Source organism: Trichodesmium erythraeum IMS101, assembly GCF_000014265.1.
Lineage (GTDB): Bacteria > Cyanobacteriota > Cyanobacteriia > Cyanobacteriales > Microcoleaceae > Trichodesmium > Trichodesmium erythraeum.
This window is the reverse complement of record NC_008312.1, coordinates 6,706,575-6,731,090: the sequence shown is the minus strand read 5'-3', so window position 1 is coordinate 6,731,090 and position 24,516 is coordinate 6,706,575. Positions and strand designations below refer to the sequence as shown.

At 35.4% G+C, this 24,516-nt stretch carries 16 protein-coding genes and 1 rRNA gene; 9 read left to right on the top strand and 8 right to left on the bottom strand.

What is annotated here, in order from left to right:
* Window positions 1-564: 564 nt before the first annotated feature.
* Both cobJ and TERY_RS21075 read right to left on the bottom strand, forming a co-directional pair.
* Window positions 565-2,556, bottom strand: a complete 1,992-nt coding sequence (cobJ, locus tag TERY_RS26505) for a precorrin-3B C(17)-methyltransferase (RefSeq protein WP_011613684.1) — start codon at window positions 2,554-2,556, stop codon at window positions 565-567.
* Window positions 2,557-2,811: 255 nt separating this feature from the next.
* On the bottom strand, window positions 2,812-3,558 hold the full coding sequence (locus TERY_RS21075; protein WP_011613683.1) for a PAP/fibrillin family protein: 747 nt from the start codon (window positions 3,556-3,558) through the stop codon (window positions 2,812-2,814).
* A 203-nt stretch (window positions 3,559-3,761) separates the two neighbouring features.
* Between TERY_RS21075 and TERY_RS21070 the strand changes: the two genes are divergently transcribed.
* The 3 genes from TERY_RS21070 to TERY_RS25810 all read left to right on the top strand — a co-directional run bounded on the left by TERY_RS21070 (window position 3,762) and on the right by TERY_RS25810 (window position 8,061).
* Entirely contained in the window at window positions 3,762-4,118 is a 357-nt protein-coding gene (locus TERY_RS21070) for a trypco2 family protein (RefSeq protein ID WP_011613682.1), read from the top strand.
* A gap of 138 nt (window positions 4,119-4,256) precedes the next feature.
* Window positions 4,257-5,876, top strand: a complete 1,620-nt coding sequence (locus tag TERY_RS21065; protein WP_370496015.1) for a CHAT domain-containing protein — start codon at window positions 4,257-4,259, stop codon at window positions 5,874-5,876.
* A 7-nt stretch (window positions 5,877-5,883) separates the two neighbouring features.
* Window positions 5,884-8,061 carry a tetratricopeptide repeat protein gene (locus TERY_RS25810; RefSeq protein ID WP_011613680.1) on the top strand — a complete coding sequence of 726 codons (2,178 nt, stop codon included), beginning with the start codon at window positions 5,884-5,886 and terminating at the stop codon, window positions 8,059-8,061.
* Here the strand turns inward: TERY_RS25810 and TERY_RS35470 are convergent.
* Window positions 8,030-8,269 carry a hypothetical protein gene (locus TERY_RS35470; RefSeq protein ID WP_011613679.1) on the bottom strand — a complete coding sequence of 80 codons (240 nt, stop codon included), beginning with the start codon at window positions 8,267-8,269 and terminating at the stop codon, window positions 8,030-8,032. The two genes, TERY_RS25810 and TERY_RS35470, sit on opposite strands and share 32 nt — an antisense overlap.
* Before the next feature lie 847 nt (window positions 8,270-9,116).
* On the opposite strand from TERY_RS35470, the gene TERY_RS21050 reads away from it, so the two are divergent.
* The gene (locus TERY_RS21050) at window positions 9,117-9,590 is read left to right on the top strand and encodes a hypothetical protein (RefSeq protein WP_071820769.1); all 474 of its coding nucleotides are present in this window, start codon (window positions 9,117-9,119) and stop codon (window positions 9,588-9,590) included.
* 372 nt (window positions 9,591-9,962) lie between these two features.
* Here the strand turns inward: TERY_RS21050 and TERY_RS21045 are convergent, their stop codons facing one another.
* The 5 genes from TERY_RS21045 to sufB form a co-directional block, all read right to left on the bottom strand.
* Complete coding sequence (locus TERY_RS21045) at window positions 9,963-10,340, bottom strand: DUF4177 domain-containing protein (RefSeq protein WP_011613677.1); 378 nt, start codon at window positions 10,338-10,340, stop codon at window positions 9,963-9,965.
* 905 nt (window positions 10,341-11,245) lie between these two features.
* Complete coding sequence (locus TERY_RS21040; RefSeq protein ID WP_011613676.1) at window positions 11,246-12,508, bottom strand: SufS family cysteine desulfurase; 1,263 nt, start codon at window positions 12,506-12,508, stop codon at window positions 11,246-11,248.
* Window positions 12,509-12,894: 386 nt separating this feature from the next.
* On the bottom strand, window positions 12,895-14,256 hold the full coding sequence (gene sufD, locus TERY_RS21035; RefSeq protein ID WP_011613675.1) for a Fe-S cluster assembly protein SufD: 1,362 nt from the start codon (window positions 14,254-14,256) through the stop codon (window positions 12,895-12,897).
* A 5-nt stretch (window positions 14,257-14,261) separates the two neighbouring features.
* Window positions 14,262-15,044, bottom strand: coding sequence for a Fe-S cluster assembly ATPase SufC (sufC, locus tag TERY_RS21030; protein WP_044137890.1), 783 nt, complete (start codon window positions 15,042-15,044; stop codon window positions 14,262-14,264).
* Window positions 15,045-15,656: 612 nt separating this feature from the next.
* Window positions 15,657-17,093, bottom strand: a complete 1,437-nt coding sequence (sufB, locus tag TERY_RS21025) for a Fe-S cluster assembly protein SufB (RefSeq protein ID WP_011613673.1) — start codon at window positions 17,091-17,093, stop codon at window positions 15,657-15,659.
* Window positions 17,094-17,343: 250 nt separating this feature from the next.
* On the opposite strand from sufB, the gene sufR reads away from it, so the two are divergent.
* From sufR to TERY_RS37585, 5 genes are all read left to right on the top strand, one after another.
* Window positions 17,344-18,030 carry an iron-sulfur cluster biosynthesis transcriptional regulator SufR gene (gene sufR / locus TERY_RS21020; RefSeq protein ID WP_011613672.1) on the top strand — a complete coding sequence of 229 codons (687 nt, stop codon included), beginning with the start codon at window positions 17,344-17,346 and terminating at the stop codon, window positions 18,028-18,030.
* Window positions 18,031-18,220: 190 nt separating this feature from the next.
* Window positions 18,221-18,592, top strand: coding sequence for a hypothetical protein (locus TERY_RS21015; protein WP_011613671.1), 372 nt, complete (start codon window positions 18,221-18,223; stop codon window positions 18,590-18,592).
* A gap of 252 nt (window positions 18,593-18,844) precedes the next feature.
* A 5S ribosomal RNA gene (rrf, locus tag TERY_RS21010) occupies window positions 18,845-18,961 on the top strand.
* A gap of 717 nt (window positions 18,962-19,678) precedes the next feature.
* Window positions 19,679-20,551, top strand: a complete 873-nt coding sequence (nadC, locus tag TERY_RS21005; RefSeq protein ID WP_011613670.1) for a carboxylating nicotinate-nucleotide diphosphorylase — start codon at window positions 19,679-19,681, stop codon at window positions 20,549-20,551.
* Window positions 20,552-20,935: 384 nt separating this feature from the next.
* Window positions 20,936-23,584, top strand: a complete 2,649-nt coding sequence (locus TERY_RS37585; protein ID WP_011613669.1) for an SUMF1/EgtB/PvdO family nonheme iron enzyme — start codon at window positions 20,936-20,938, stop codon at window positions 23,582-23,584.
* Window positions 23,585-24,516: the final 932 nt, after the last annotated feature.

The following is a 24,516-nucleotide window of genomic DNA, read 5'->3' as shown; positions in this document are numbered from 1 at the left end:
CTGAAGTTTTGCTATTTTTCAAGTAGTTTCTAACTCCTATCAAATTGGTTGAGAAAGCTTACGCAGTAATTTGCTGATTTTTAGTAATGAATATAATTTGACCAGGAACACCACCCCACAACCAAGCCGAAATCAAAATATTTATATCTAGAAAAACTCTCATTGATCAAACTTCCGTTCCCGTCGACTTTTTTTACTATTTCACTAATTTCTTAAAGAGAAGGTTTATTTGAGCCTGGTGCTAAATATTCAATATGTTGACACCAATGACTTAAGTTTAGGGGTTGCTGAACTTTTTCTAAAATTATTAAACTTTCTCTGATATAAACTTAGCGATCGCTAATAGTTAGTTTGATTTTTTAATTTTGCTTAGTGCTTAATTTTTTTTTGGTGGGAGTAATTCAAGTTTTCCATCTAATGCTAATAATACTATCTAGATATCCATAATTAATTATTCCTAATATTAAACTTGTGAAATGCAAAATATTTTTTGAATATTTGAGTTTAATATTAATAATTATATCATGAATAGGGAGTCATTTTATGCACTACCCCACTCCCTACTTACCCTAAATAACCCCTGGGTGTAATCATCCAATTATTATAAATACCTGTAGATTGATTACCTATTAAAATTACAGTCAACATATCAACTGAAACTTCTAATAATTTATCCAAAGTTGTTAAAGTTGCTTCTTCATTTTCTCGATAAGCAGAGCGAACAACTGCTACTGGATTTTTTGGTTGACGATATTTTAAAAAAATGTTGACCGCTTTAACTAATTGTTCGGTTCTCTTCTGAGATTTAGGATTATAAATTGCCACTACAAAATCTGCCATTGCAGCAGCAATTAAACGTTTTTCTATTACTTCCCAAGGTGTTAATAAATCGCTCAAGCTAATAGCACAAAAATCGTGCATTAAAGGCACACCAACTCTTGAAGCAGCAGATTGTAAAGCACTAATTCCCGGAAATATTTCTACTGCCGGATTTTTGCCATCCCAATAAGAAGCTCGAAGCTGTTCTAAAACTAACCCTGCCATACCATAAATTCCAGAATCTCCAGAAGAAACTACCGCCACAGTTAAACCAAAGTTTGCTAATTCAATTGCTCTTTCTGCTCGTTGTCTTTCTTGAGTTATTGGCATTTTTTCGACTATTTGTCCGGGATTAAATAAGGGTTGAATTAAGTCAATATAAAGAGAATAACCAATTACAACATCTGCATAACTAATGGCAGTTTTAGCTGCGGATGTTATCTGGTCTAGTTGACCAGGACCTGTACCAATTAATAATAATTTTCCGGTTCTGCCTGTATATTCTTTTTCCGATAAAGCAATGGCAATAGTCATTGCTCCTGGTTCTCCTTCTAGGCGGAATATTTCTTTACTAACTAATAAATTTGTGGATAATTTTAATTGTTGTTTTTCCTGTTGAAATTCTCCAGGTAAAGGTAATTTTGATTCCTGTTTATTGTCTCTTATTTCTTCCTGTTCAAACACGTTATATTTCTGTTTAAAATCTGTGTCTTGCTGTTGCTTTGCCGCTAAAATTGCTGCTGCTTCAGACACACTAGTAGTTCCTACTTCTGCGGCCACAATATCAGAAGGATTAGGTACTTCAACACAGTTTAATAATTCTGCTGAGAAGGTCTGCAAAGGTAAGTTTTTTTCCTGACAAAATTCTATTAGTCCTATTTCATCAGCTTTAATATTAATAGTGGCGATGCCAGCGATCGCTTTTACTGCTAAATTATAAGTGGACAATATTTTTTCAATACCAGTGGCAATTAACTTTTTAGAAGTTCCTCTTTCGCAACCAACTCCTACCCATAAAACTCGCGGGTGCCACTGGACCTTTGGTAAATCTGAATCTGGCGAAAACTGATGTTGATAAAAATTAATCCAAATTCTGGCTTTAGGAGTTGGAGATGTTTCACCCATTTTGGGAAACCCAAAGTAAAATGGATGTTGGTGTGGTAGATGTTTTTGCCACAACATGGAACCTACTTCCTGAAGCACTTGTACAGTTTCTTCTCTGGCAATAATTCCACTAACTGTATTCCAGTCACCTTCCCCACGTTGCCAACCAAAAGGTTTGCCCAAAATATCAATACCAGGTAATTCTAAATTATGAGATGCGCCTGTAATAACTGGGGTAGCATTGAGGAGGGGAGCGAGGATATTGGTTAGTTGATCGGCGCCTCCTTGATGTCCGCTACATAAACTAATGACAAATTTACCTGTTTGATCGACGATAACTACTGCTGGATCGTGATATTTATTTTGCAAGAGTGGAGAAATTAAACGTATTACTGCACCGCTAGCAAGAGAAAAAATAATAGCATTATAGTCTAGCCAAATATTTGCCAGATGGTTTTTCAGAGAGTCGGTGTAAACCTGAGTGTTAAGAGAGAGGTTTACGGTTTTTCGGCAAGACTCTGGTATCCAGAGAGTACCTTCCAATTTTTGGCAAATAGGTTGTAATAATTTTGCTCCTGTAGGGGTAGTCGCGATCGCTGCTATTGGTTGAAATTCTTGGCCAATTACATTCATTTTTTAGCTGTTTGGGTATATGAAGTTGTATTTATAATTTAAGGTGTTAGGTGTCAGATGTTAGGTGTTAAGTTTAAAAGTCAACAAATTGATAATATTTTAGGACCAAAGTGATAATTTTTGCCTGTTAAATTTTGACAACTTTTTACTTCAATCATTTTTATTTTTGTCTAGAACCTGAAACCGGAAACCTACTAAAATTTAACAGATGAGTGAGTGCTAATGGTCAGTTAATAATGATGAATTAAGTAAAAGCTATACCATACGTTCAAAGATTAAAATATTTTCCTTTTTTCCCTTTGTGATGCGAAGCTCCTCATCTAAAAAAAGTATTTCTAAACGACCTTTAGGCGATCGCTTCATTGTAAAAGAAATTTCTCCTGTTTCTGTATTCATACCTTGGGGAGGTGTTAACCCAAACATCAACTTGAAAAATACAGACATTAATTGTTCTTTTAATCCTTTTTTTGATGCTTTTGCTTGAACAAATATATCTTTCCAAGTTGATAAATTTTCACCTTTTTGTGGAGCAAAAATACCTCCTGTAAATTCAGCTTGTAAGTTTTTATTATCCACTGGATAACAAACAGCTAAATTACGAACAATACCTTTTAATGGTGGGAATAATTCATCAATAATACTAAATTCAACTACAATATCATGGCTACGTTTTGATTTTTCTCCTAACAACACAACAGGTTGTTTAACAGAGTCAATAACTAATTTTAAATTGGTAGGTTGAAACATATTAAATGCTAATTTACCCAAGGTATAAGCATATTTGCCATTAGAAAGTTTTTGCCCTTGAGGAAAAGAAGGGGCACTAATTAATAACCAATGAGATTCTAGTAGGGAGCTATGGGTCGGTTTTTCTATGGGGTTAAGTTGAGAAAGTTGCTCAATTTTTGCCTTAACTTTCTGGTTTTTCACGTCTCCATCATAGGTTTTTAAAGCTTCTCTCAAAGCCATTTTTGTTTCTAGTATTGTTGCTATATTATTCATAATTTTTTTCCCAGACTATAGAATAACTACCTGTATTAAATTAGTTTAACATGAATAATGTAGGCATTTTTTCCATAAATTAGAGGTCAATTCTACAGGGGTTTAAGAAGTAAATATTTATCAAATTCTTTGACATTTAATTTTGTGTTGAATTATAATATTTATTTTGGTTTAAAACAAAAAAAAGGATAAGGTTAAAAAGTATGAATGATGAAAGTTCGATTGGTTTAGCAGAGTTAATTCAACAAGTAAAAGAGGAATTGCTAACTCAAGCACCAGATGGGGAAACAGATATTCCTATTTTTGCAGTTGATTCTGTGGAATTAGAGTTACAAGTTACAGTCAAAAAATCAGGAAAAGCTGGAATTAAAATATATGTTCTAGAAATGGGAGGAGGTAGCAGTCGGGATGATGTCCAGAAGGTTAAGGTGAAATTATCTCCACTTTTGAATAGGGAACAGCTTTTAAAAATGTATCAAAAGAAGTATCCGGAAAATTGGCCAGAATTTTTGGAAAAAGTGAGTGATGCTGGGATGAAAGGCCCGGAACCAAATTTCTAAATAATAATACCAATTTTATTAACTTAGGCTACACCACTTATCTCCATTTCTGAAATAATTTCGCGAAATTACTGAGGGGGTAAAAGTTTTGATCTATTAAAATCTCACTTTTAACTTTTAACTTTTAACTTTTGACTTTTGACTTTTAGAGCTATGGAACTTTTGGAGTTATACCTGTCACCCCTTGATGACTCTACTAAATTTGAGGTTATTGTGACTGACTCTCCTGCGGGACAGGGAAGGAATGAGTCATTGTTGCCTTTTTTGGATGCTGAATGGGACTGGCGCATTACTGTGATTAGAAGTTTGGAGGTTTCTACTTTCCGTCCTGAGTTTTTTTCTGCACAGGAACAGGAATGGATGAGCCAAGCGGGTATTTTAGGAAGCGATCGCTCAAATTTCCATCCTAATTATTTGATCAATATCGGTAAAGCTCTTTACTCTTCTCTGTTTCCTCCAGGTAGTAAGGTAGAAAATTTATTGCAGAAGTCTATTAGTTTTGCTGAATCTAAATCTACTAAACTGTTGGTGCGGTTGAAACTTGACGGGGATGTGGCCCAGAAAACGCGACTGGCAGATTATCCTTGGGAACTTTTGCACAACCAAGGCTTTCTCTGTCATTACCAAGTTGAGTTTTCTCGGTATATTGCCTATCCATCTGTTCCTCCTAACTTACCCACAGCGGAAAAACTGAATGTTTTATTGGTATCCTCCGCCGCATCTGATCATAAACTTAATCTCCAACCTCTGTCCCGCAAGGAACAAAAGGCTGTTCTTAAGGGGTTGGAAAAAGCTAGAGATCGAGGGGATATTTTTTTGGCACAACTGGAAGAACCTACTTTGGATGAGTTAAGAAATTATCTGACAGAACATCGGGGGGATAAGGGACCCCATGTGATCCATTTTGATGGACATGGTTTGTTTGGCCAACGTTGTCCTAATTCTGAATGTGGGGCGATGAATGGGGGGACAAAATCTCGACGATGCCGTAAGTGTGAGACAGAGTTGCCTTTGCCTCAGGGATATCTGGTTTTTGAGGATAAGGATGGAGATGCTGATTATATTAGTGGTCAAGAATTGGGTACTCTGCTGCAACAGTCTGGTTTGAGGGATGGTAATGGTAAAACAGAGGGTGTGGTTTTGGTGGTGTTGAGTGCTTGTCAGTCGGGAATGGCTATAGTGGGAGAGTCTGTGTTTAATGGTGCTGCTCAAAGTCTGATTGCTCATCGGGTGCCGGCGGTGGTGGCCATGCAATATTCTGTGAGGGTAGACAGTGCAACTAAGTTTGCTGAACAATTTTATCGTTCTCTGGGACAGAAAAATTCTCTAGCGGTGGCTGTTAGTCAGGGGCGGGCAGCCATGGGTGTGGATGGAAATCAGTGGTATCGTCCCGTGCTTTATTTGCGCTGGCAGGATAATGAGGGGGGCCAATTGTTTGTTACTCAATCTACGATAAAAAGTATAAATAAGAGTGTAAATAAGCCAATTCCGAGCAATCATCCACCAATTATAGAGGATCAAATAAAATTAAGTTTGAGAGCAATTCCCAATCAAAACATTAATAACATTAATTCGCCAGAAATCTTAGTAGTTGATACTGTAGTTGATACTTTAGCAACATTATCAGAATTAAAAGCTGGACTCTATAAGCTCTATAAAAAGTGCAAAGAACCAAAAATTTTAGAAGAAATAGAAAAAATAGAACATTTAGAGTTTAATCAAAAAAAGTTATTACAATCAGAGTTATACAGTAGATAAAATTAAAATGCCAGAACCACTAACATTAGAACTATATAGAAAAATAGGGATTGCATACCATTCGCTAGGAAAATTTGAACGCTCCATTGAATATTTTCAGCAACAATTGATTATTGCTCGCGAAATAAAAGATCGGCAATCTGAAAGTCAAGCATTAGGTAATTTAGGAATTGTTTATCAGTCACTAGGGCATTTTGAACGCTCCATTGATTCTTTTCAACAACAATTGCCGATTACTCGTGACATAAAAGATCGGCAATCTGAAAGTCAAGCATTAGGTAATTTAGGAATTGTTTATCAGTCACTAGGGCATTTTGAACGCTCCATTAATTATTTTCAACAACAATTGGTGATTACTCGCGAAATAAAAGATCGGCAATCAGAAAGTAAAGCCTTAGGTAATTTAGGAATTGTTTATCAGTCACTAGGGCATTTTGAACGCTCCATTGATTCTTTTCAACAACAATTGGCGATTACTCAAGAAACAAAAGATAGGCAATCAGAAAGTAAAGCCTTAGGTAATTTAGGAATTGTTTATCAGTCACTAGGGCATTTTGAACGCTCCATTAATTATTTTCAACAACAATTGGCGATTACTCGCGAAATAAAAGATCGGCAATCAGAAAGTAAAGCCTTAGGTAATTTAGGCATTTGTTATGAAAATCAAGGGCAATATAGCAAAGCCGAACCCTTGTATCTCGAAGCATTAAAGATGAACAAGCAACTGTTAGGGTCAACACATCCGGATGTGGCCTCTAATCTTAATAACCTGGCTGGTCTCTACTATTCCCAAGGGCGATATAGCGAAGCCGAACCCTTGTATCTCGAAGCATTAAAGATGAACAAGCAACTGTTAGGAGCAACACATCCAGAAATTGCTTCTAATCTTAACAACCTGGCTGGTCTCTACTATTCCCAAGGGCGATATAGCGAAGCCGAACCCTTGTATCTCGAAGCATTAAAGATGAACAAGCAACTGTTAGGAGCAACACATCCAGAAATTGCTTCTAATCTTAACAACCTGGCTATTCTTTATCGTTCTCAAGGGCGATATAGTGAAGCCGAACCTTTGTACAAACAAGCGATAGAAATTAATAAAATCGCCCTACCAGTAAATCATCCCTCTCGTGCTTCGAGTCTCAACAACTTAGCTGGTCTTTACTCTAACCAAGAGCGATATAGTGAAGCCGAACCTTTGTACAAACAAGCGATAGAAATTAATAAAATCGCCTTACCAGCAAATCATCCCTTTCTTGCTTCGAGTCTCAACAACTTAGCTAGTCTTTACTTTAACCAAGGGCGATATAGCGAAGCCGAACCTTTGTACAAACAAGCGATAGAAATTAATAAAATTGCCCTATCAGCAAATCATCCCTCTCTTGCTTTCAATCTCAACAACTTAGCTGGTCTTTACTCTAACCAAGGGCGATATAGCGAAGCCGAAGCTTTGTACAAACAAGCGATAGAAATTAATAAAATTGCCCTACCAGCAAATCATCCCTCTCTTGCTTCGAGTCTCGAGAACTTAGCTGCTCTTTACTTTAACCAAGGGCGATACAGCGAAGCCGAAGCTTTGTATAAACAAGCGATAGAAATTAATAAAATCGCCTTACCAGAAAATCATCCCTCTCTTGCTTCGAGTCTCGATAACTTAGCTGCTCTTTACTTTAACCAAGGGCGATACAGCGAAGCCGAAGCTTTGTACAAACAAGCGATAGAAATTAATAAAATTGCCCTACCAGCAAATCATCCCTCTCTTGCTTCGAGTCTCGATAACTTAGCTACTCTTTACTTTAACCAAGGGCGATACAGCGAAGCCGAAGCTTTGTACAAACAAGCGATAGAAATTAATAAAATTGCCCTACCAGCAAATCATCCCTCTCTTGCTTCAAGCTTCATCAACTTAGCTGGTCTTTACTCTAACCAAGGGCGATATAGCGAATTTGAAGATACAATAGCCGCTCTCAGAGAAGACTTGAAAACACGAAATCATTTAAGTAATTTTTGTAAAATAGTCGAAAATTATCTCCAGGATACAGACTTAAGCACATTTGTAGAAAAATATTATTCTGAGATTGCAGAATCAGGCTACAATAGAGAAATTGACGCCCTTGTGAATAACCTGGACCGACATGGGCATATAGAATTAGCACTCAACTTATTAGAATCAATAAAAAAACAGTAAAGCAATAGTTTCTATCACAAGGACGCCTTCTACTGAAAGGTAAATTATGCTTCCATCCATTCAATTTTGTTTTCCCGACCTGCTCATCTATTTCTAACCCTAAATAACCTCTAGGTGTAATCATCCAATTATTATAAACTCCTGTAAATTGATAACCTATTAAAATTACAGTCAACATATCAACTGAAACTTCTAATAATTTATCCAAAGTTGTTAAAGTCCCTTCTTCCTTTTCTCAATAAGCAGAACCAATAACTGCTTCTAGATTTTCCGTTTGATATAGTTTCCTTTGATGATTTTAATACTTCCTCTAAATAAAAACTGATAACTTAATTCTCTTTAGCCTAAACAACAAGCTAAAAAATTAGTTTTTGCAAATGTTCAATAGATGTGGCATGACCGATGGCTAAAAATAGCTATCTTTCTAGTCTTTGAGCTTCCCCAGCCCATTGGTAAAACTGAAGTCGTTTCATGATTATCTGTCAAAGCGATCGCTTCTAGCAGTTCACCTTGTATTATACAATCTAGCCGCTCAAAATATCACCAACATATATAACCTTTTAATTAATTCTTAATTTTTTTTTTACTGACCAAAATATCACCAACATATATAATTTTTTAATTAATTCTTAATTTTTTTTTTACTGATTAAGTATGACAACTTGTCTTTTGACATTTTCATTACTGAAGTTTATATTAACTAAATATACTCAAAAACTTGCGTACAAAAAAAATAGTGACAGAAGCCAACTAGACTAAAACTATTTTTGTATTAGAATTATCCACAGTTTTTGCTACAAGGTAATTGTGTCCTAGAAAAACTTTTTAAATAGTTTGAATAATCTCAGCATTACCTAAACTTGCCAAATAAATAAAAATAATCAAGAGCACTAAAAACATAAAACATATGCCTCCCTTACATTACCCAAGGGTTCTAAGTGGCAAGTTTTTATTGCTTCTGAGTAGATTATTTGAATACCAAAAAATTTAGTCTAAGCTTCAGTTACTATCATTTTTTATGGTAGGCAGACTAATCATAAATAATGAAAAAAAAGATGAACAAAATACTCAAGATTGTATCTACAATACTAATTTTAGCTACTGGATTAGGAGTTGCTATCAAAGTAAATTATGCTAATAATCATTTAGTTGCTGATAAGTCTCACAATCACATAAATCATAGCCATAAAAACATAGAAATTCCATCAGAAAAACCAGTTCCTAAAGTAGATTTATTTGTTTATCAAGATACCATGAAAGGATGGAATTTACATATCAAGTTAACTAACTTTCAATTTTCCCCAGAAACAGTTAATCAAAATAGCAACATTAATGAAGGTCATGCTCATCTTTACATCAACGACAAAAAAATAACTAGAATTTATAGCAATTGGTATTATCTCGGAAATTTAGAGCCAGGTAAGAATAAAATAACTGTTAGTCTGAATACCAATAAACACGAAAATTTAGTTAGTAATAACCAGATGATTATGGATACAGAAATAATTGAAGTTGTAGCACAAAAATAGGACTAACTAATACTATTTATTAAAAAAAATTCAACCTTCCACTTTGAGTAGAACACCTAACTTGAAATAATTCCAGAAGATGGGAATAATTGTAGAGATATTGTATAAAAAATTATGACATTAGAGACTTTGCATACAACATCTGTACATGATTTATAACATTAACTCAATTCAATAGCGTTAATCGTAAAAAAAATTATTCCCTTTATCTTCATTACTTAAATTTATGAATTCTTACAAATAGTTAGTATTAATATCTGGGAATTAGTATTACTATAAAAAACAATATAAACTGTACCCGAATAGCAGATTCTAACCAGAGTTAAATTAACTTTATGCAGCCTGATTAAATATCAAGATAAAAATCAAAGTTTATTTCTCTCTTTTAAAAATCAAAATATATAAACCCTGTCCATTAGTAGGATTAAAAACAACATTAGTTTGACTTAATTCCCACCCATCTTTTCCAGCTTCATTTAAAGCTTTTGTATAATTGTCTCTTTCTTGCTCACTTTGAGGAAAACCAAATTGATATTCAACCTTATACTCATATCGTCTCTTCCTACCCTGACTTAACTTTTCTGAATTTACAAATTCAGTTTTTGACTCTGTTTTTCCTTGAGGTTTAGGGGTAGAAGTTGCTAAAGTTTGATAGGGAAAAAAAATCAATACTATTGCTAATAAAATAATCGCAACATTCAGAACAATTAAGTTAATAACTATAAGTTTATTTAGATTCCATTCTCTCATACTTATCGCCTCTATTAATTGAAAAAAAATTTAGGAATTTTAGTCGCGGTTGGGTGGTGCATTAGCCTAGGCACACCATTCCGCAGGAAAGCTCATCCCCACTATTAACCCAACATATATAATATAGCTTTTCCAAGTAATTTATAAAACTTCCAGCAGTAGGAGCAAAATATGCCTGTCATTTTTAAAAGCGTTTCATATTTACAGGATGAATTACAGTTTTAGAGAAATAGGAAGTCAAAGATAGAATTTACCTTTTCTGCAAACTCTGCAAAGACTCATCCCTTAGTTCAGCAACACCTTTTTTACAGTAAATCTTCATAATACTTCACACTTATTGTAGCAATTCTAATAGCAAAGTACCTAAAAATTTATTACTCATATCTATCACTCAGAACTCCCAATAGTCATAAATTTAGAAAAGTATTAGATAGACACGAGAATGGAACACGAAACATATTAAATAAAATATGAAGGGAGGTGGGTCTCATTTTGTATAGCTATACAAAGCTTAGACCTTAGTCAGCCCCTAAAGTCAGAAACTTCTGAGACTTGGGTATAGTTATCCTCGTTTCAGAAGCTCCCGTTATAATTTTTGATTAACAGCGCTTTTCAAATTAATGCAAATTAATGAACGACATTGCCATAACTAAAACCTTGTCGAGACTTGCATATAGGGATGTTGTATGTAAACTTCCTACTGTTGTCTAGGGTGCCAAAAAACTGCTGTAACGAGTAGAGAAAACCACAGAAATTTCATTTATTTAAGTGGCTAAAAATAGTTAAAATTCAAATTAATCTATAAATTATTGCCAATTTAGTAGAACTCAAATATTTCCGTTGAGTTTAGCAATAGCTAAACCCAACCAAAGGCTTCATTACTAATTATTTGATCAATTATTTTTTCAACCCATAATATCAGCAAAAAAATTGATTGTATCTTTCAAAGCATCAACAAAAATATCAATATCATCACGAGTATTATAAAAAGATAAACTTGCTCTTGCTGTGGATGAAACCTTTAAATATTGATGCAAAGGTTGAGCACAATGATGACCAGAACGAATTGCTATCCCTGCTTCATCTAACATTGTTGATAAATCGTTAGGATGAATATTTTCTACTGTAAAAGATACTAATGTCCCTCTACCTTCTCCATAGGTATTTGGTTGAGGTCCGTAAATAGTAATTTGAGGAATTTGACGTAATTTATTAAATAAATAGGTAGTTAATTCTACTTCATAATTATGAATTTTTTCCATACCTATATTTGTGAGATAATCTACTGCTGCACCAAGAGCGATCGCCTCTCCTATCGCTGGGGTTCCTGCTTCAAATTTATGAGGTAATTCTGCATAAGTATAATGATCAAGAAACACCTCAGAAATCATTTCACCCCCTCCTAAAAATGGTGGCATTTCTTTTAGTAATTCCAACTTACCATACAAAAAACCAATACCAGTAGGAGCGCACATTTTATGGCCGGAAGCTACTAACCAATCACAATCTATTGACTGCACATCTACCACACAATGAGGTACACTTTGGCAAGCATCTATTAATACTTTAGCTCCATTTTTATGAGCAATTGAACAAATTTCTTGAATTGGATTAATACAACCTAAAACATTAGAAACATGAGCTAATGCAACTAACTTTGTTTTGTCTGAAATTAGAGCTTTATATTGTTCTAAATTAAGTTCTTCAGTTTCATTCAACTCAACAAATTTTAAAACTGATCCAGTTTTTTGAGCAACCATTTGCCAGGGAACAAAATTACTATGATGTTCCATCACAGAGACAATTATTTCATCTCCTGATTTAAGATTATTTAAACCCCAAGAATAAGCAACCAAATTAACTGCTTCGCTAGCATTTCGAGTATAAATAATTTCATTCCGAGATGCCGCATTAATCAAAGCAGCCACTTTATCTCTTGCCCCTTCATAAGCATCTGTTGCCTTCGAGCTTAAAGTATGAATACCCCGATGCACATTAGAATTATATTTGAGGTAATATTCTTGCCAAGCGTTGATAACTGCTAATGGTTTTTGGGAAGTAGCAGCATTATCTAAATAAATAAGTGGTTCACCATTTATTTCCTGATTTAAAATTGGAAAATCTGCACGTAATTTTTCTGCCAAAGTTCTTTCTTGAATAATAGTCATCTTTTTAATTATCAGTTATCAATGGTCAGTTATAAATTAGCCTCCTAGAAGAGAAACTGCTTTTTTCATGTTGGGTAGTTAAACAGTGCTCCAGTAATAAGGAGGCCAGAAAATTAGTTATCAGTTAGCCTCCTGGAGGAGGAACTGTATTGTTCATTTTAGGTGATAAAACAATACCTCCAATAATACCGAAGTCAGAAAGTCTGCAATTTCCTCTTTTATCCCCTTGAATAAAGTTGCTTGAGGCCTTATTTCTTTTGAGCTATTAAGTATAGCAGGCAAGATGCCAACATGACAAAGGTATTATTTAACATTAGTCTTTTAAGTTTGAGTTAGCTCTAGATCTAAATAAACTTATTAACTCACTTTATTTATCCTTTCTTATGTTAAATTTTACAAGCGACACATTGTTTTAAAATACGCTGCAAAGAAGGTAAAGGTAACTTGTTAAGAATTTCTGCAGCAAAAGCATCAATTAACAAATTGCGACTTGCCTCTTGGCTCAAGCCTCGACTTTGTAAATAAAATACCTCATCATCATCTAACTGACTAACAGTTGCCCCATGAGAACATTGAACATTATCAGCAATAATTTCTAACTGTGGCTTTGTATCAACTCTCCCTCCAGAAGAAAGCAACAAATTACGATTTAATTGAGCAGCATTTGTCAACTGAGCAGTTTGAGAAACATATATTTTGCCATTAAATATAGAATGTGCTTTGTCATCAACAATGCACTTATAAAGTTGGTCAGTCACACTATTGGGATAATTCAAAGTAATGCTGCTGTGAGTATCTATTTCTTGCTCATTCCTAAGAAATGCCAAACCATAAAGATTTGTTTCTGTTCCCTCACCCATTTGAACAACTTCTAAATTATGACGAGATAACCTTCCTCCCAAATTAATAGCATTACAAGTATAACGACTATTTTTAGCTTGAGCGATCGCTGTTTTGCCAATATGAAACGCTGCCCCTGCATCTCGTTGCACTCTAGTATGATCAATTTCTGCATTTTCCTCTACCCATATTTCTGTAACAGTATTTGTCAGATAGGGATGAGAATTTGGTGCTTCTGGACAAATTACTTCTGCTGTCACACAATGCTCAATTATTTTCCCACTACTATTGCTTTCTGCTACTACTAAACAACGGCGCTGAGTCAATATAGGAATTTCCGTCTCAGTCGCAATAAACAATAGATGTATTGGTTTTTCTAGCACCTGATTTTTGGGCAACCATACTACTGCTGCATCAGTTAAACCAGCAGTATTTAAGCAAGTAAATACTTCTTCACTCCCTGGTTGTTGTGCCAAATAATTGCCAACGCGCTTTTGATATTCCTCAGGCAACTGCCCCAAATTGCCCACAAATACCTGATTTTCTATACCTTTCACCTCTGATAACTGAGGAGCAAATACCCCATTGACAAACACCAACCGACTGTCTGCTACTTCCGGCAAAATAAATGGAGCGATATTCAAAGCATCCAAGTCTACTAGGGTCGGTGCTTGGAAACTTAGCTTCATCATTGAAGACAAATTAGTAAAGCGCCATTCCTCATCTTTTTTAGTAGGAATACTCAACTCACGCACCCAGGCAGCTGCGCGATCGCGTACTTGTTGTAACCAAGCTGCCATCTTTACATCTAGAGAAAAGTCTGACGCTATAGCTGGGGAAACTTTTTTACAAGATTCTTCAAGTAATTTGTCTAAATAAAATATCTCTGGTTTGACGGATATTTGCATACTTTTTAAACCCCAACTTTTGCTACTTCAGTCACATCATCGTAACCTTTTTCTTCTAATTCTAATGCTAATTCTTTTGTACCAGTTTTAATAATTCTACCACTTTCTGTTACATGAACAAAATCCGGAACAATGTAGTTTAATAAACGTTGATAGTGAGTAATTATTAACAAAGAATTTGATTCATTTGCTAATTTATTTACTCCATTTGCCACTATCCTCAAAGCATCAATATCTAACCCGGAGTCTGTCTCATCTAAAATTGCTAATTTTGGCTCTAACAATGCCATTTGTAATATTTCATTTCGCTTCTTTTCCCCTCCAGAAAAACCTTCATTTACACTCCGGTCTAAAAACTCTGGTTTCATTTTCACAACATCTAATTTATCCTGTACCAAATCATCAAAATCAAAAGCATCTAATTCTTCTAATCCTTGATATTTTTGTTTCGTATTATAAGCAACTCGTAAAAAATCTAAGTTACTAACTCCAGGAATTTCTAGAGGATATTGAAATGCCAAAAAAACACCATTTAATGATCGTTCCTCTGGTTCCATGTCGAATAAATTTTTACCTAAAAATGTTACTTCTCCACCTGTAACTTCGTAGGCCGGATGACCAGCCAAGACTTTAGAAAATGTGCTTTTTCCAGAACCATTTGGCCCCATAATAGCATGGATTTCTCCCGCTTTTATTTCCAGATTAAAACCTTTGAGAATCTCTTTTCCCTCTACATTCGCTGTTAAGTTTTTAACAGATAAAATTACTTCGCTATTTTCTTTAATCATATTTACATAAGAAGAGTTATGAATGATTTTCATTAAGTAATTTACCCTTGATTTCTCTAAGAAGTAAGTACTTTAGTAATTAATTAATAATTAATAATTACTGCTAAGTTTAAGTGGGGTGTAAATTGTAATTATCTTCAGGACTTACTCACCCAAAGAGGAAACCTGGTTTATTACCCTGATTACTGTTTTTCAAATCTGGAAATTTTGTATGAGCACCAGGTCGGTACGTAAGCCTTACTCTGATTTTAATTATTTGAAAATGACGTTTTATCTACTAGAATCATATATAACTAGTCCCAAAGTGTTAGGAAATTAATAAAACTTATCATCGACAACCAATAGTTTTTACTATAGTTTTTACTTTCGCTGATACGCGATGTGCTGAAAACTATAGATATAAACTTTTATTGGGTTGCCTTGCCATTTAATCATGTTGCAGTGCAAAACCCAAACTAAAGTTGCAAAAAAAAGAGTTAGAAAGTTTTTTAGTAACATGAAGTAGTAACTGGCAGAAAACTCATTCATTATTAATTATTACAACAAACTTTAATTTGATATGGTATAATTACAAACATGAATATTTTTTAGCCTTCTCCCCTACTCCCTTATTTAACCTACTGTACCTTCTAATTTCAGACTCAATAACTTATCAGCTTCCGCAGCAAACTCCATTGGTAATTCATTAAATACATCCTTACAAAAACCACTAATAATCATAGAAACCGCATCCTCAGGAGAAATACCTCTTTGAGCAAAATAGAAAAGTTGGTCAACTCCAATTTTAGAAGTAGAAGCTTCATGTTCAACCTTAGCAGTATTATTATCTACTTGAATATAAGGAAAAGTATTTGCTTGTGCGCGATCGCCTATTAACATTGAGTCACATTGAGAATAGTTCCGTGATCCCTTAGCACCAGGCCCCATTTTTACTAAACCACGGTAACTATTAGCGGAGTTCCCAGCAGAAATACCTTTAGAAATAATTGTACTGCGAGTATTTTTGCCAACATGTACCATTTTTGTGCCTGTATCTGCTTGTTGTTTATTATTAGTTAGAGCAACAGAATAAAATTCTCCCACTGAGTTATCACCCACCAAAACACAACTAGGATATTTCCAGGTAATAGCTGAACCAGTCTCTACCTGAGTCCAAGAAATTTTAGAATTTACTCCTTTACACAAACCGCGCTTAGTCACAAAATTATAAATACCACCTTTACCATTTTCATCCCCAGCAAACCAATTTTGCACAGTTGAATATTTAATTTCAGCATTGTCAAGGGTAACCAGCTCAACTACCGCAGCGTGAAGTTGGTTAGTATCGAACATTGGAGCAGTGCAACCTTCCAAATATGTTACTGAACTACCCTCCTCTGCCACAATTAAAGTCCGCTCAAACTGACCAGACTCACCATTATTAATTCTAAAGTATGTCGATAGATCCATCGGACACTTTACACCTTTAGGAATAAACACAAAAGACCCATCACTAAACACAGCAGAATTAAGAGCCGCAAAAAAATTATCCCCCACTGGTACAACACTACCCAGATATTTTTCTACTAACTCTGGATGTTCCTGTACTGCTTCAGATATAGAGCCAAAAATTACCCCTTCCTCAGCCAGCTTTTCTTTAAAAGTAGTAGCAACAGAAACACTATCAAACACAGCATCAACCGCAACGTTGCTTAGACGTTTCTGCTCTGAGAGGGGAATGCCAAGTTTCTCAAAAGTTTCTAACAAAGTAGGGTCTACTTCCTCTAGACTTTTCTTCTTGTCTTGCAATTTTGGTGCTGAATAGTAAATAATATTCTGATAGTCTATTTTTGGATAGTCAACATGTGCCCAAAGTGGTTCTTTCATTTGCAGCCACTTCTTGTATGCTTTGAGACGAAAGTTGAGCATGAACTCTGGTTCATTCTTTTTAGCAGATATCAGACGAACTATGTCTTCGCTTAGTCCACGAGGAATTGTGTCTGACTCAATATCAGTGACAAAACCATATTTATAAGGTTGATTGACTAAACTTGTTACTTTAGCAGTCATTATACTTAATTTCCTCGTTATATTTACTTGGTGGATACTTAAACAACTTATTTGTTGTTTAATTCTCTTTTATGTTACATTAACAATACTAATATTGTCAAAGTCTAGTAAAAATATTTTTTTTTTACCAAAAAACCAAAAAATTAGGTCTCCCGCCCTGGGATAGGGGACGACAAAGATTTTTTGTCATAAGTATTTAAGTCCCTGGCTGAAGGGGGTCGGTATTAATAACTGATAACTGATAACTGAAATGATGGAAACGACTCAACAAAATTCAACCAAACAAGAAATTCTGCAACATTTGATGAAGCAAACTCAAGCTACTGCCTTAGAATTAGCTAAGTCCCTAGAAATTAGTCCCCAAGCTATACGTCGTCATTTGAAGGATCTGGAACGAGAAGGACTAATTACATACAAATCAGTAGGAACAGGAACGGGAAGGCCACAACATATTTATGAACTGACAACCCAGGGACGCGATCGCTTTCCCCACAGCTACGATAAATTCGCTGTTTCTTTCCTCGATACCTTTGCCGAAACTATGGGACATGAGCAACTCAGCCAAGTGCTGCACGAACAATGGCAACGCAAAGCAATGCACTATCGCCAACTATTGGGGACAGGCTCAGTACAGGAGCGGATGGCCCAATTAGTAGAAATTCGCAAAGCTGAGGGCTACATGGCAGAATTGTACCCTAATGAACAGGTCAAAACTCAAAACTCACAATTCAAAAGTGATTCAAGTTTAGAGGAAGTTGAAGGCTATATATTAATAGAACATAATTGTGCCATATCTAATGTGGCCGAATCTTTTCCCATTGTTTGTGGCCATGAATTAGAGATGTTTGGTGCTGTACTGCCTGATTGTACTGTGGAAAGAACCCACTCAATTGTTAATGGAGAACATCGCTGTGGTTATTTAATTACTAAAAAATAAAATTTTAAAAAGAGATTACTCAAAGTGACATATCGCAGCAGTGGCCATTTTTGTGAGAATATTCTCAAATTCCTAAATACAATACAGTGGGTACTGAGAATTTAACCTCCTCTTTTTGACCTTTGACTTTTAACTTTTGTTAGAATGCCCCTTTCCCGTCAGTCAAAAAATATCAAATCATAAAGTTAATATGGAATCATCTCTAAATTTTTTAACTTCCGAGGAGTCGGCTCAAGTTGATGCAGCTCTCTTAACTTCAAAAGATAAGTTTTCAACGCGTTTGGCCATTTATTCTTTAAGGTGTTTAAGGCAAATAGCAAGGGAAACAGGTTTGACTCTAGAGGAAATACCTGCTGAACAGGTGAAGGCTTGGATGCAAAAGGACAAAAGTCTGAAGCAAAATTTAGATTCAGACCCTAGTTTTGAGAGCTTCTTTACTAGATTGGTGATGGCCTCCTTGTCCCCTTTAAAACAAGTTGCTCAAGAATCTGCTGTAGCACTTCAGGATTTAACTGTCCAACAAGTTGTTAAATGGTTTGAGAAAAAAGGGAAAATTCAGTAAAGAAGAAAGGTTAGAGCTTAATTTGGGCCACAAATATACAGATGGCCCCTAGATGACAGTTTTTGGGTGCCTGATTTTAGGAAAAATGGCCGATTTTAGGGAAAAGTTGGGGGTGAAAAAAAAATTTTGCTTAGGGGGTTGACATTTATGGAAAAGGTATTTATAGTAGTAAATGTAAGGAAAAGAAAGCAACCGGCGACCTGAACAGTCAAAGGTAATTATAACAAAAAAGATTATAGTTAACTAGCTTTTCCTGGTGTCTATGACGCAGTGGAACCACTCCGATCCATCTCGAACTCGGAAGTGAAACGCTGCAGTGGTGAAGATACTCGGTGGGTAGCTGCCCGGTAAAATAGCACGATGCCAGGTTAAATATAAACAAAGGTCCTTTTAACGATACAAAAGGACCTTTGTTTTTTTTTGGTTAGTTTAATGGAATTTAGCAAAATTCCTGGCCTAATAATAATTAGTAATCAGGCTAATTAAAATATTTTATTTTGGCCCAGATGTCTGTTGATCAAACTTGGCCGGGAGTGGACAAGGGTTAAGACAAAGGGACATTGACCCTCAAAAATGATTAAGTAACTTTGAAAAATTAATTTTGAAGTTAAACGAGCTTACAAAATGAGTTATCCCTAAGTTCATCTAGTTACTAATAATGATGAAGAGTTTGTCTGAAAAAAAAAATTTGAGTTTCCTATATTTTTAATGGGATGGGAAAAGATGAATATGGTTGCTCCAGTGCTGGCTAAAATTGCTAATCTGAACTATGGCTATCTACTTTAACTATTGCTAGAGTTGATGGAGGTTTTAGTACTGGACAAATGAATTGCTGAGTTAATCATTAATTTTCTGAATCAGGTGGTATTATCAATTATTGGAGCATATCAGCAAATATATAAGGTTAACTACAATTAACTGAAAATGAAAGGGTGGATTTAATGCTTTTTCAGTTCAGCATGGATATTTTGATCGACCCTGTATTTTAATCTTAAAGTAGTAGAGATATGGGGAATGTACAAGATGGTTATTATTGATTGTACTGGAAAAAAATTTTTTGTTTGATTTTCGCAAATAGGGAAAACTATGAAAGGGGTCATACCTCCAAAAATAATATTAGATAATTTATTAAAAGATTGGTTGCTAGAAGATATTGGTCGCGGCGATCGCACAACTTCTGGCCTTTTACTAGAAGATGAGGTAATTGTAGGAACAGGCCATTGGTTAATAAAGGAGCCTGGGGTTATTGCAGGTTTGCCTATAGCCGCTAGGGTATTTGAACTTCTAGACCAGCAGGTAAACTTTTTACCTACTGTTGCTGAGGGAGAATGGTGTGAGAAGGGAACTGTAGTTGCTAAGTTGGATGGGTCTTTAGATAGTTTACTGACTGGGGAAAGGGTGGCTTTAAATTTGGGGATGCGTCTGAGTGGGATAGCAACTATGACTCGTAAATATGTGGAGAAAATTGCTGGTCTGCCAGTACAGTTGGTTGATACTCGGAAAACAACCCCTGGTCTGAGAATTTTGGAAAAGTATGCTACTCAAGTTGGTGGGGCGAAAAATCATCGGATGGGTTTGGATGATGGGGTGATGATTAAAGATAATCATATTGCTGCTGCTGGAGGTATTGGGGAAGCGATCGCTAAGGTGAGAGAAAGGATACCTTATCCTTTGACTATTGAGGTGGAGACGGAAACATTGGTGGAGGTTGAGAGGGCTTTGGAGCATCAAGCGGATATTATTATGCTTGATAATATGTCTGTTGAAGTGATGGAGCAAGCGGTTAAAATGATTCGGCAAAATAATAGTCGGATTAAAATTGAAGCCTCGGGAAATATTACCCTGGAAACTATTAGAAATGTTGCGGAAACCGGAGTTGATTATATTTCGACTAGTGCTCCTATTACTCGGTCAACTTGGTTAGATTTAAGTATGAAAATAACAAAAGCGGTTTCATAAGTGTTTCATTTCTAGGTAAAAAATATGAATTAATGTTGAGGATGTTGTATACAAGGTCCTTATGGTCGCAGTGGGAGAATCTCACAACAGCTATAAAGGTAACAACAAGAGACTCGAAAGAAGAAACCCGGTTTCTATGGTCCCAGCAGTTTTAAGAGTTCTTAGAGTAGGGCTGTGTGAAAATGATGAGAATAGATATAGCCATCCGCCCATAGGTTCCGGCAAATCAAAAAGTAGATCAAAAAGTTGAGTCTCTTACCTGTTGGCTGTTGCCTGTTGCTTGTTACCTAAAAAGCAGTAAGATTTTTGCCACAAATAAAATAGCATTGCTATAATTATAGCTTTATATAATTTATCTGCATAATTTTATAACTAAAAATTAAAATGACTCTAAAAATTGAAACGACTCAATGTTTAAACCCTGACTGTTTAGAAGTTAACCAAGCACAAACAAAATTCTGTACTAGCTGTGGTGAAAAATTAGTATTAAGAGAACGTTATCGCCCTCTGAAAATAATCGGAGAAGGAGGTTTTGGTAGAACTTTTCAAGCTGTAGATGAAGATAAACCTTCAAAGCCTTTTTGTGTAATTAAACAATTTTTTCCTCAAGCACAAGGAACTAAAAATTTGGAAAAAGCTGCGAAATTATTTGCTCAAGAAGCAGAACGTTTAGATGGTTTAGGTAGGCATTCACAAATACCAGAACTTTTAGCATATTTTACTCAGAATAATCGGCAATATTTAGTGCAAGAATTTATTGATGGGCAAAATTTAAAGCAGGAACTAGAAGAGTCAGGTGCTTTTAGTGAAAATCAAATATTAGAATTATTAAAAAGTTTATTACCAGTTTTAGAATTTATTCATTCCCAACAAATTATTCACAGAGATATTAAACCAGAAAATATTATTAGGAGAAGAAAAGATAATCAATTAGTATTAGTAGATTGTGGAGCAGCTAAATATGCGACAATGACAGCTTTAGGAAGAACGGGAACGGTTATAGGTTCTGCGGGATATGTGGCACCAGAACAGTCAGTAGGAAAAGCAAGTTTTGTAAGTGATATTTATAGTCTAGGTGTAACTTGTATTCATTTATTAACTCAAATAGAACCTTTTGACTTATTTGATGTGAGTGAAAATGATTGGGTATGGCGGGATTATTTACAATCAAATGTGAGTAATGAATGTGGGGAAATATTGGATAAAATGATTGTGGGAGCAACTAAGAAAAGGTTTCAAAATGTAGGAGAAATTTTGTCTGTTATTCAACCGACTTCTCAAAGGAAAACTCAGCATATTTCTCCACCACAAATATCTCAGCCACAAAGAGCTCAACCAGAAAAAGGAAAATTATTTACTTTTGAAGTTGTAAGGGTTAATGCTTCTGGAAGTATTGTTAACCGTAGGCAAGAAAGCGCTAGACAGATAATTGAAGATTTGGGTAATGGAGTGTCTTTAGAAATGGTAAAAATTCCTGGAGGTAGGTTTCTAATGGGGTCTCCAAATACGGAAGCAAAAAGACATAGTAATGAAGGTCCGCAACATTATGTAGATGTGCCAGAATTTTGGATGGGAAAGTATGTCGTTACTCAACAACAGTGGCAAGCAATAATGGGAAATGATCCTTCGAAATTTAAAGGAAAAAATCGCCCTGTGGAATGTGTAAGTTGGAATAACGCTACAGAGTTTTGTCAAAAGCTCTCTAAGAAAACAGGAAGAGACTATAGACTACCGAGTGAAGCAGAGTGGGAATATGCTTGTCGTGCTGGGACAACTACACCTTTCTACTTTGGAGAGACTATAACAACTGAATTAGTCAACTATGATGGCAAGTACACTTACGGCAATGAACCAAAAGGAAAATATAGAGAACAAACAACTCCTGTAGGTCAATTTCCTGCTAATGCTTTTGGTTTGTATGACATGCATGGAAATGTGTGGGAGTGGTGTGCGGATGAATGGCATAATAACTATGCTGGTGCGCCTACAGATGGCAGTGTTTGGCTAAATGGAAATAAAGAACGATCACCGCTGCGGGGCGGTTCTTGGTACGACCTTCCTAATTATTGCCGTTCTGCGGTTCGCGACACCTACTCTGTTAGGCGCGACGACCACTTCTTCATTACTGGTTTTCGTCTTGTCTGCGATGGCGGGAAAACTCAGCATATTTCTCCACCACAAATATCTCAGCCACAAACATCTCAACCAGAAAAAGGAAAATTATTTACTTTTGAAGTTGTAAGGGTTAATGCTTCTGGAAGTATTGTTAACCGTAGGCAAGAAAGCGCTAGACAGATAATTGAAGATTTGGGTAATGGAGTGTCTTTAGAAATGGTGAAAATTCCTGGAGGTAGGTTTCTAATGGGGTCTCCAGATACGGAAGCAGAAAGACTTGACAAGGAAGGTCCGCAACATTATGTAGATGTGCCAGAATTTTGGATGGGAAAGTATGTCGTTACTCAACAACAGTGGCAAGCAATAATGGGAAATGATCCTTCGGAATTTAAAGGAAAAAATCGCCCTGTGGAATGTGTAAGTTGGAATAACGCTACAGAGTTTTGTCAAAAGCTCTCTAAGAAAACAGGAAGAGACTATAGACTACCGAGTGAAGCAGAGTGGGAATATGCTTGTCGCGCAGGAACTACTACACCTTTCTACTTTGGAGAGACTATAACAACTGAATTAGTTAACTATGATGGTAACTACACTTACGGCAATGGACCAAAAGGAAAATATAGAGAACAAACAACTCCTGTAGGTCAATTTCCTGCTAATGCTTTTGGTTTGTATGACATGCATGGAAATGTGTGGGAGTGGTGTGCGGATGAATGGCATAATAACTATGCTGGTGCGCCTACAGATGGCAGTGTTTGGCTAAATGGAAATAAAGAACGATCACCGCTGCGGGGCGGTTCTTGGCTCAACCTTCCTATTAATTGCCGTTCTGCGGTTCGCAACTACTTTTATAGGCGCGTCGACCTCAACTACGATACTGGTTTTCGTCTTGTCTGCGATGGCGGGAGAACTCTTTAACCCTTTATTCTTTTCCTCTTTTGCCCTTTACTCTGTGTTTTTTTTTCTCTCATGAGTCTCGCCTCTGGCGAGTCGAAAAATTTTTTCAAATCAATGTAATATATTTGTAATATAAAATTCAACGAATAGAATTAGACACAAACTATAAGACAAAATCCAGATTAAATATTATTCTTTTTTGTGATTTTAGTATTCCTCAATTTATCAAATGTTATTCCTTTTTATTAACCAATAAATTTTGCTTTTCAAACAATAATTATTCCCATAAAAAAGTCAAATATAAGATATCTTGTCAAATAAAAAAAACTACCTTATAATGATAATAAATCTGAATAATAATTATTCCATTTAGCTAGGCTATGTCTAAGCTTTTCTGCTTTGACTATGGCTATATTTGTTAACCAATCAAATATCATAACTTTGCTTATAAATTATTAATTGTTAGTTATTAATTATTGACAGGAGATATCTAATTATGTTTTTTACTAGACTTGAATAAGCTATCAACTCTACCACTAATGCTAGTGGTGCTTCTCTGGAATCTCGTATCGAAAAGCTAGAAAAAGAGTGAGTTAAGCTCAGAAATGAACATGCTGCTAATGAATACAAAATAAAATTGTGCTAGCTTTTCAGTAGCTATAAACAATGTATCAAATTGTATAGCAATTCCCTCGTAAGTTGTGACAATTTAAAAACTAGAAATAAACTCTAAAACTCTTCCCTATTGACCATTACACCATTACCTATTCTCAAAAAGTGGCAGGATTTTCAACATAAATAAAATAGAATTGCCATATCTATCCTTTTCTGGTTTAGCGATCGCTTGCCGCCATAAACACTAAACTTTATTCTGGCAAATTATTCCTGAGCGTTATTACCACTCAGTTAAGAATAGAATTGTTCTCAGCCTTGCAAGCCGCTCAAGCACAAAA

Bases quoted from the DNA above. Each gene is read 5' to 3' on its own strand.
- cobJ (WP_011613684.1), bottom strand. From the start codon at position 2,556: ATGAATGTAATTGGCCAAGAATTTCAACCAATAGCAGCGATCGCGACT.
- TERY_RS21075 (WP_011613683.1), bottom strand. From the start codon at position 3,558: ATGAATAATATAGCAACAATACTAGAAACAAAAATGGCTTTGAGAGAA.
- TERY_RS21070 (WP_011613682.1), top strand. From the start codon at position 3,762: ATGAATGATGAAAGTTCGATTGGTTTAGCAGAGTTAATTCAACAAGTA.
- TERY_RS25810 (WP_011613680.1), top strand. From the start codon at position 5,884: ATGCCAGAACCACTAACATTAGAACTATATAGAAAAATAGGGATTGCA.
- TERY_RS21050 (WP_071820769.1), top strand. From the start codon at position 9,117: ATGAACAAAATACTCAAGATTGTATCTACAATACTAATTTTAGCTACT.
- TERY_RS21045 (WP_011613677.1), bottom strand. From the start codon at position 10,340: ATGAGAGAATGGAATCTAAATAAACTTATAGTTATTAACTTAATTGTT.
- TERY_RS21040 (WP_011613676.1), bottom strand. From the start codon at position 12,508: ATGACTATTATTCAAGAAAGAACTTTGGCAGAAAAATTACGTGCAGAT.
- sufD (WP_011613675.1), bottom strand. From the start codon at position 14,256: ATGCAAATATCCGTCAAACCAGAGATATTTTATTTAGACAAATTACTT.
- sufC (WP_044137890.1), bottom strand. From the start codon at position 15,044: ATGATTAAAGAAAATAGCGAAGTAATTTTATCTGTTAAAAACTTAACA.
- sufB (WP_011613673.1), bottom strand. From the start codon at position 17,093: ATGACTGCTAAAGTAACAAGTTTAGTCAATCAACCTTATAAATATGGT.
- sufR (WP_011613672.1), top strand. From the start codon at position 17,344: ATGATGGAAACGACTCAACAAAATTCAACCAAACAAGAAATTCTGCAA.
- TERY_RS21015 (WP_011613671.1), top strand. From the start codon at position 18,221: ATGGAATCATCTCTAAATTTTTTAACTTCCGAGGAGTCGGCTCAAGTT.
- nadC (WP_011613670.1), top strand. From the start codon at position 19,679: ATGAAAGGGGTCATACCTCCAAAAATAATATTAGATAATTTATTAAAA.
- TERY_RS37585 (WP_011613669.1), top strand. From the start codon at position 20,936: ATGACTCTAAAAATTGAAACGACTCAATGTTTAAACCCTGACTGTTTA.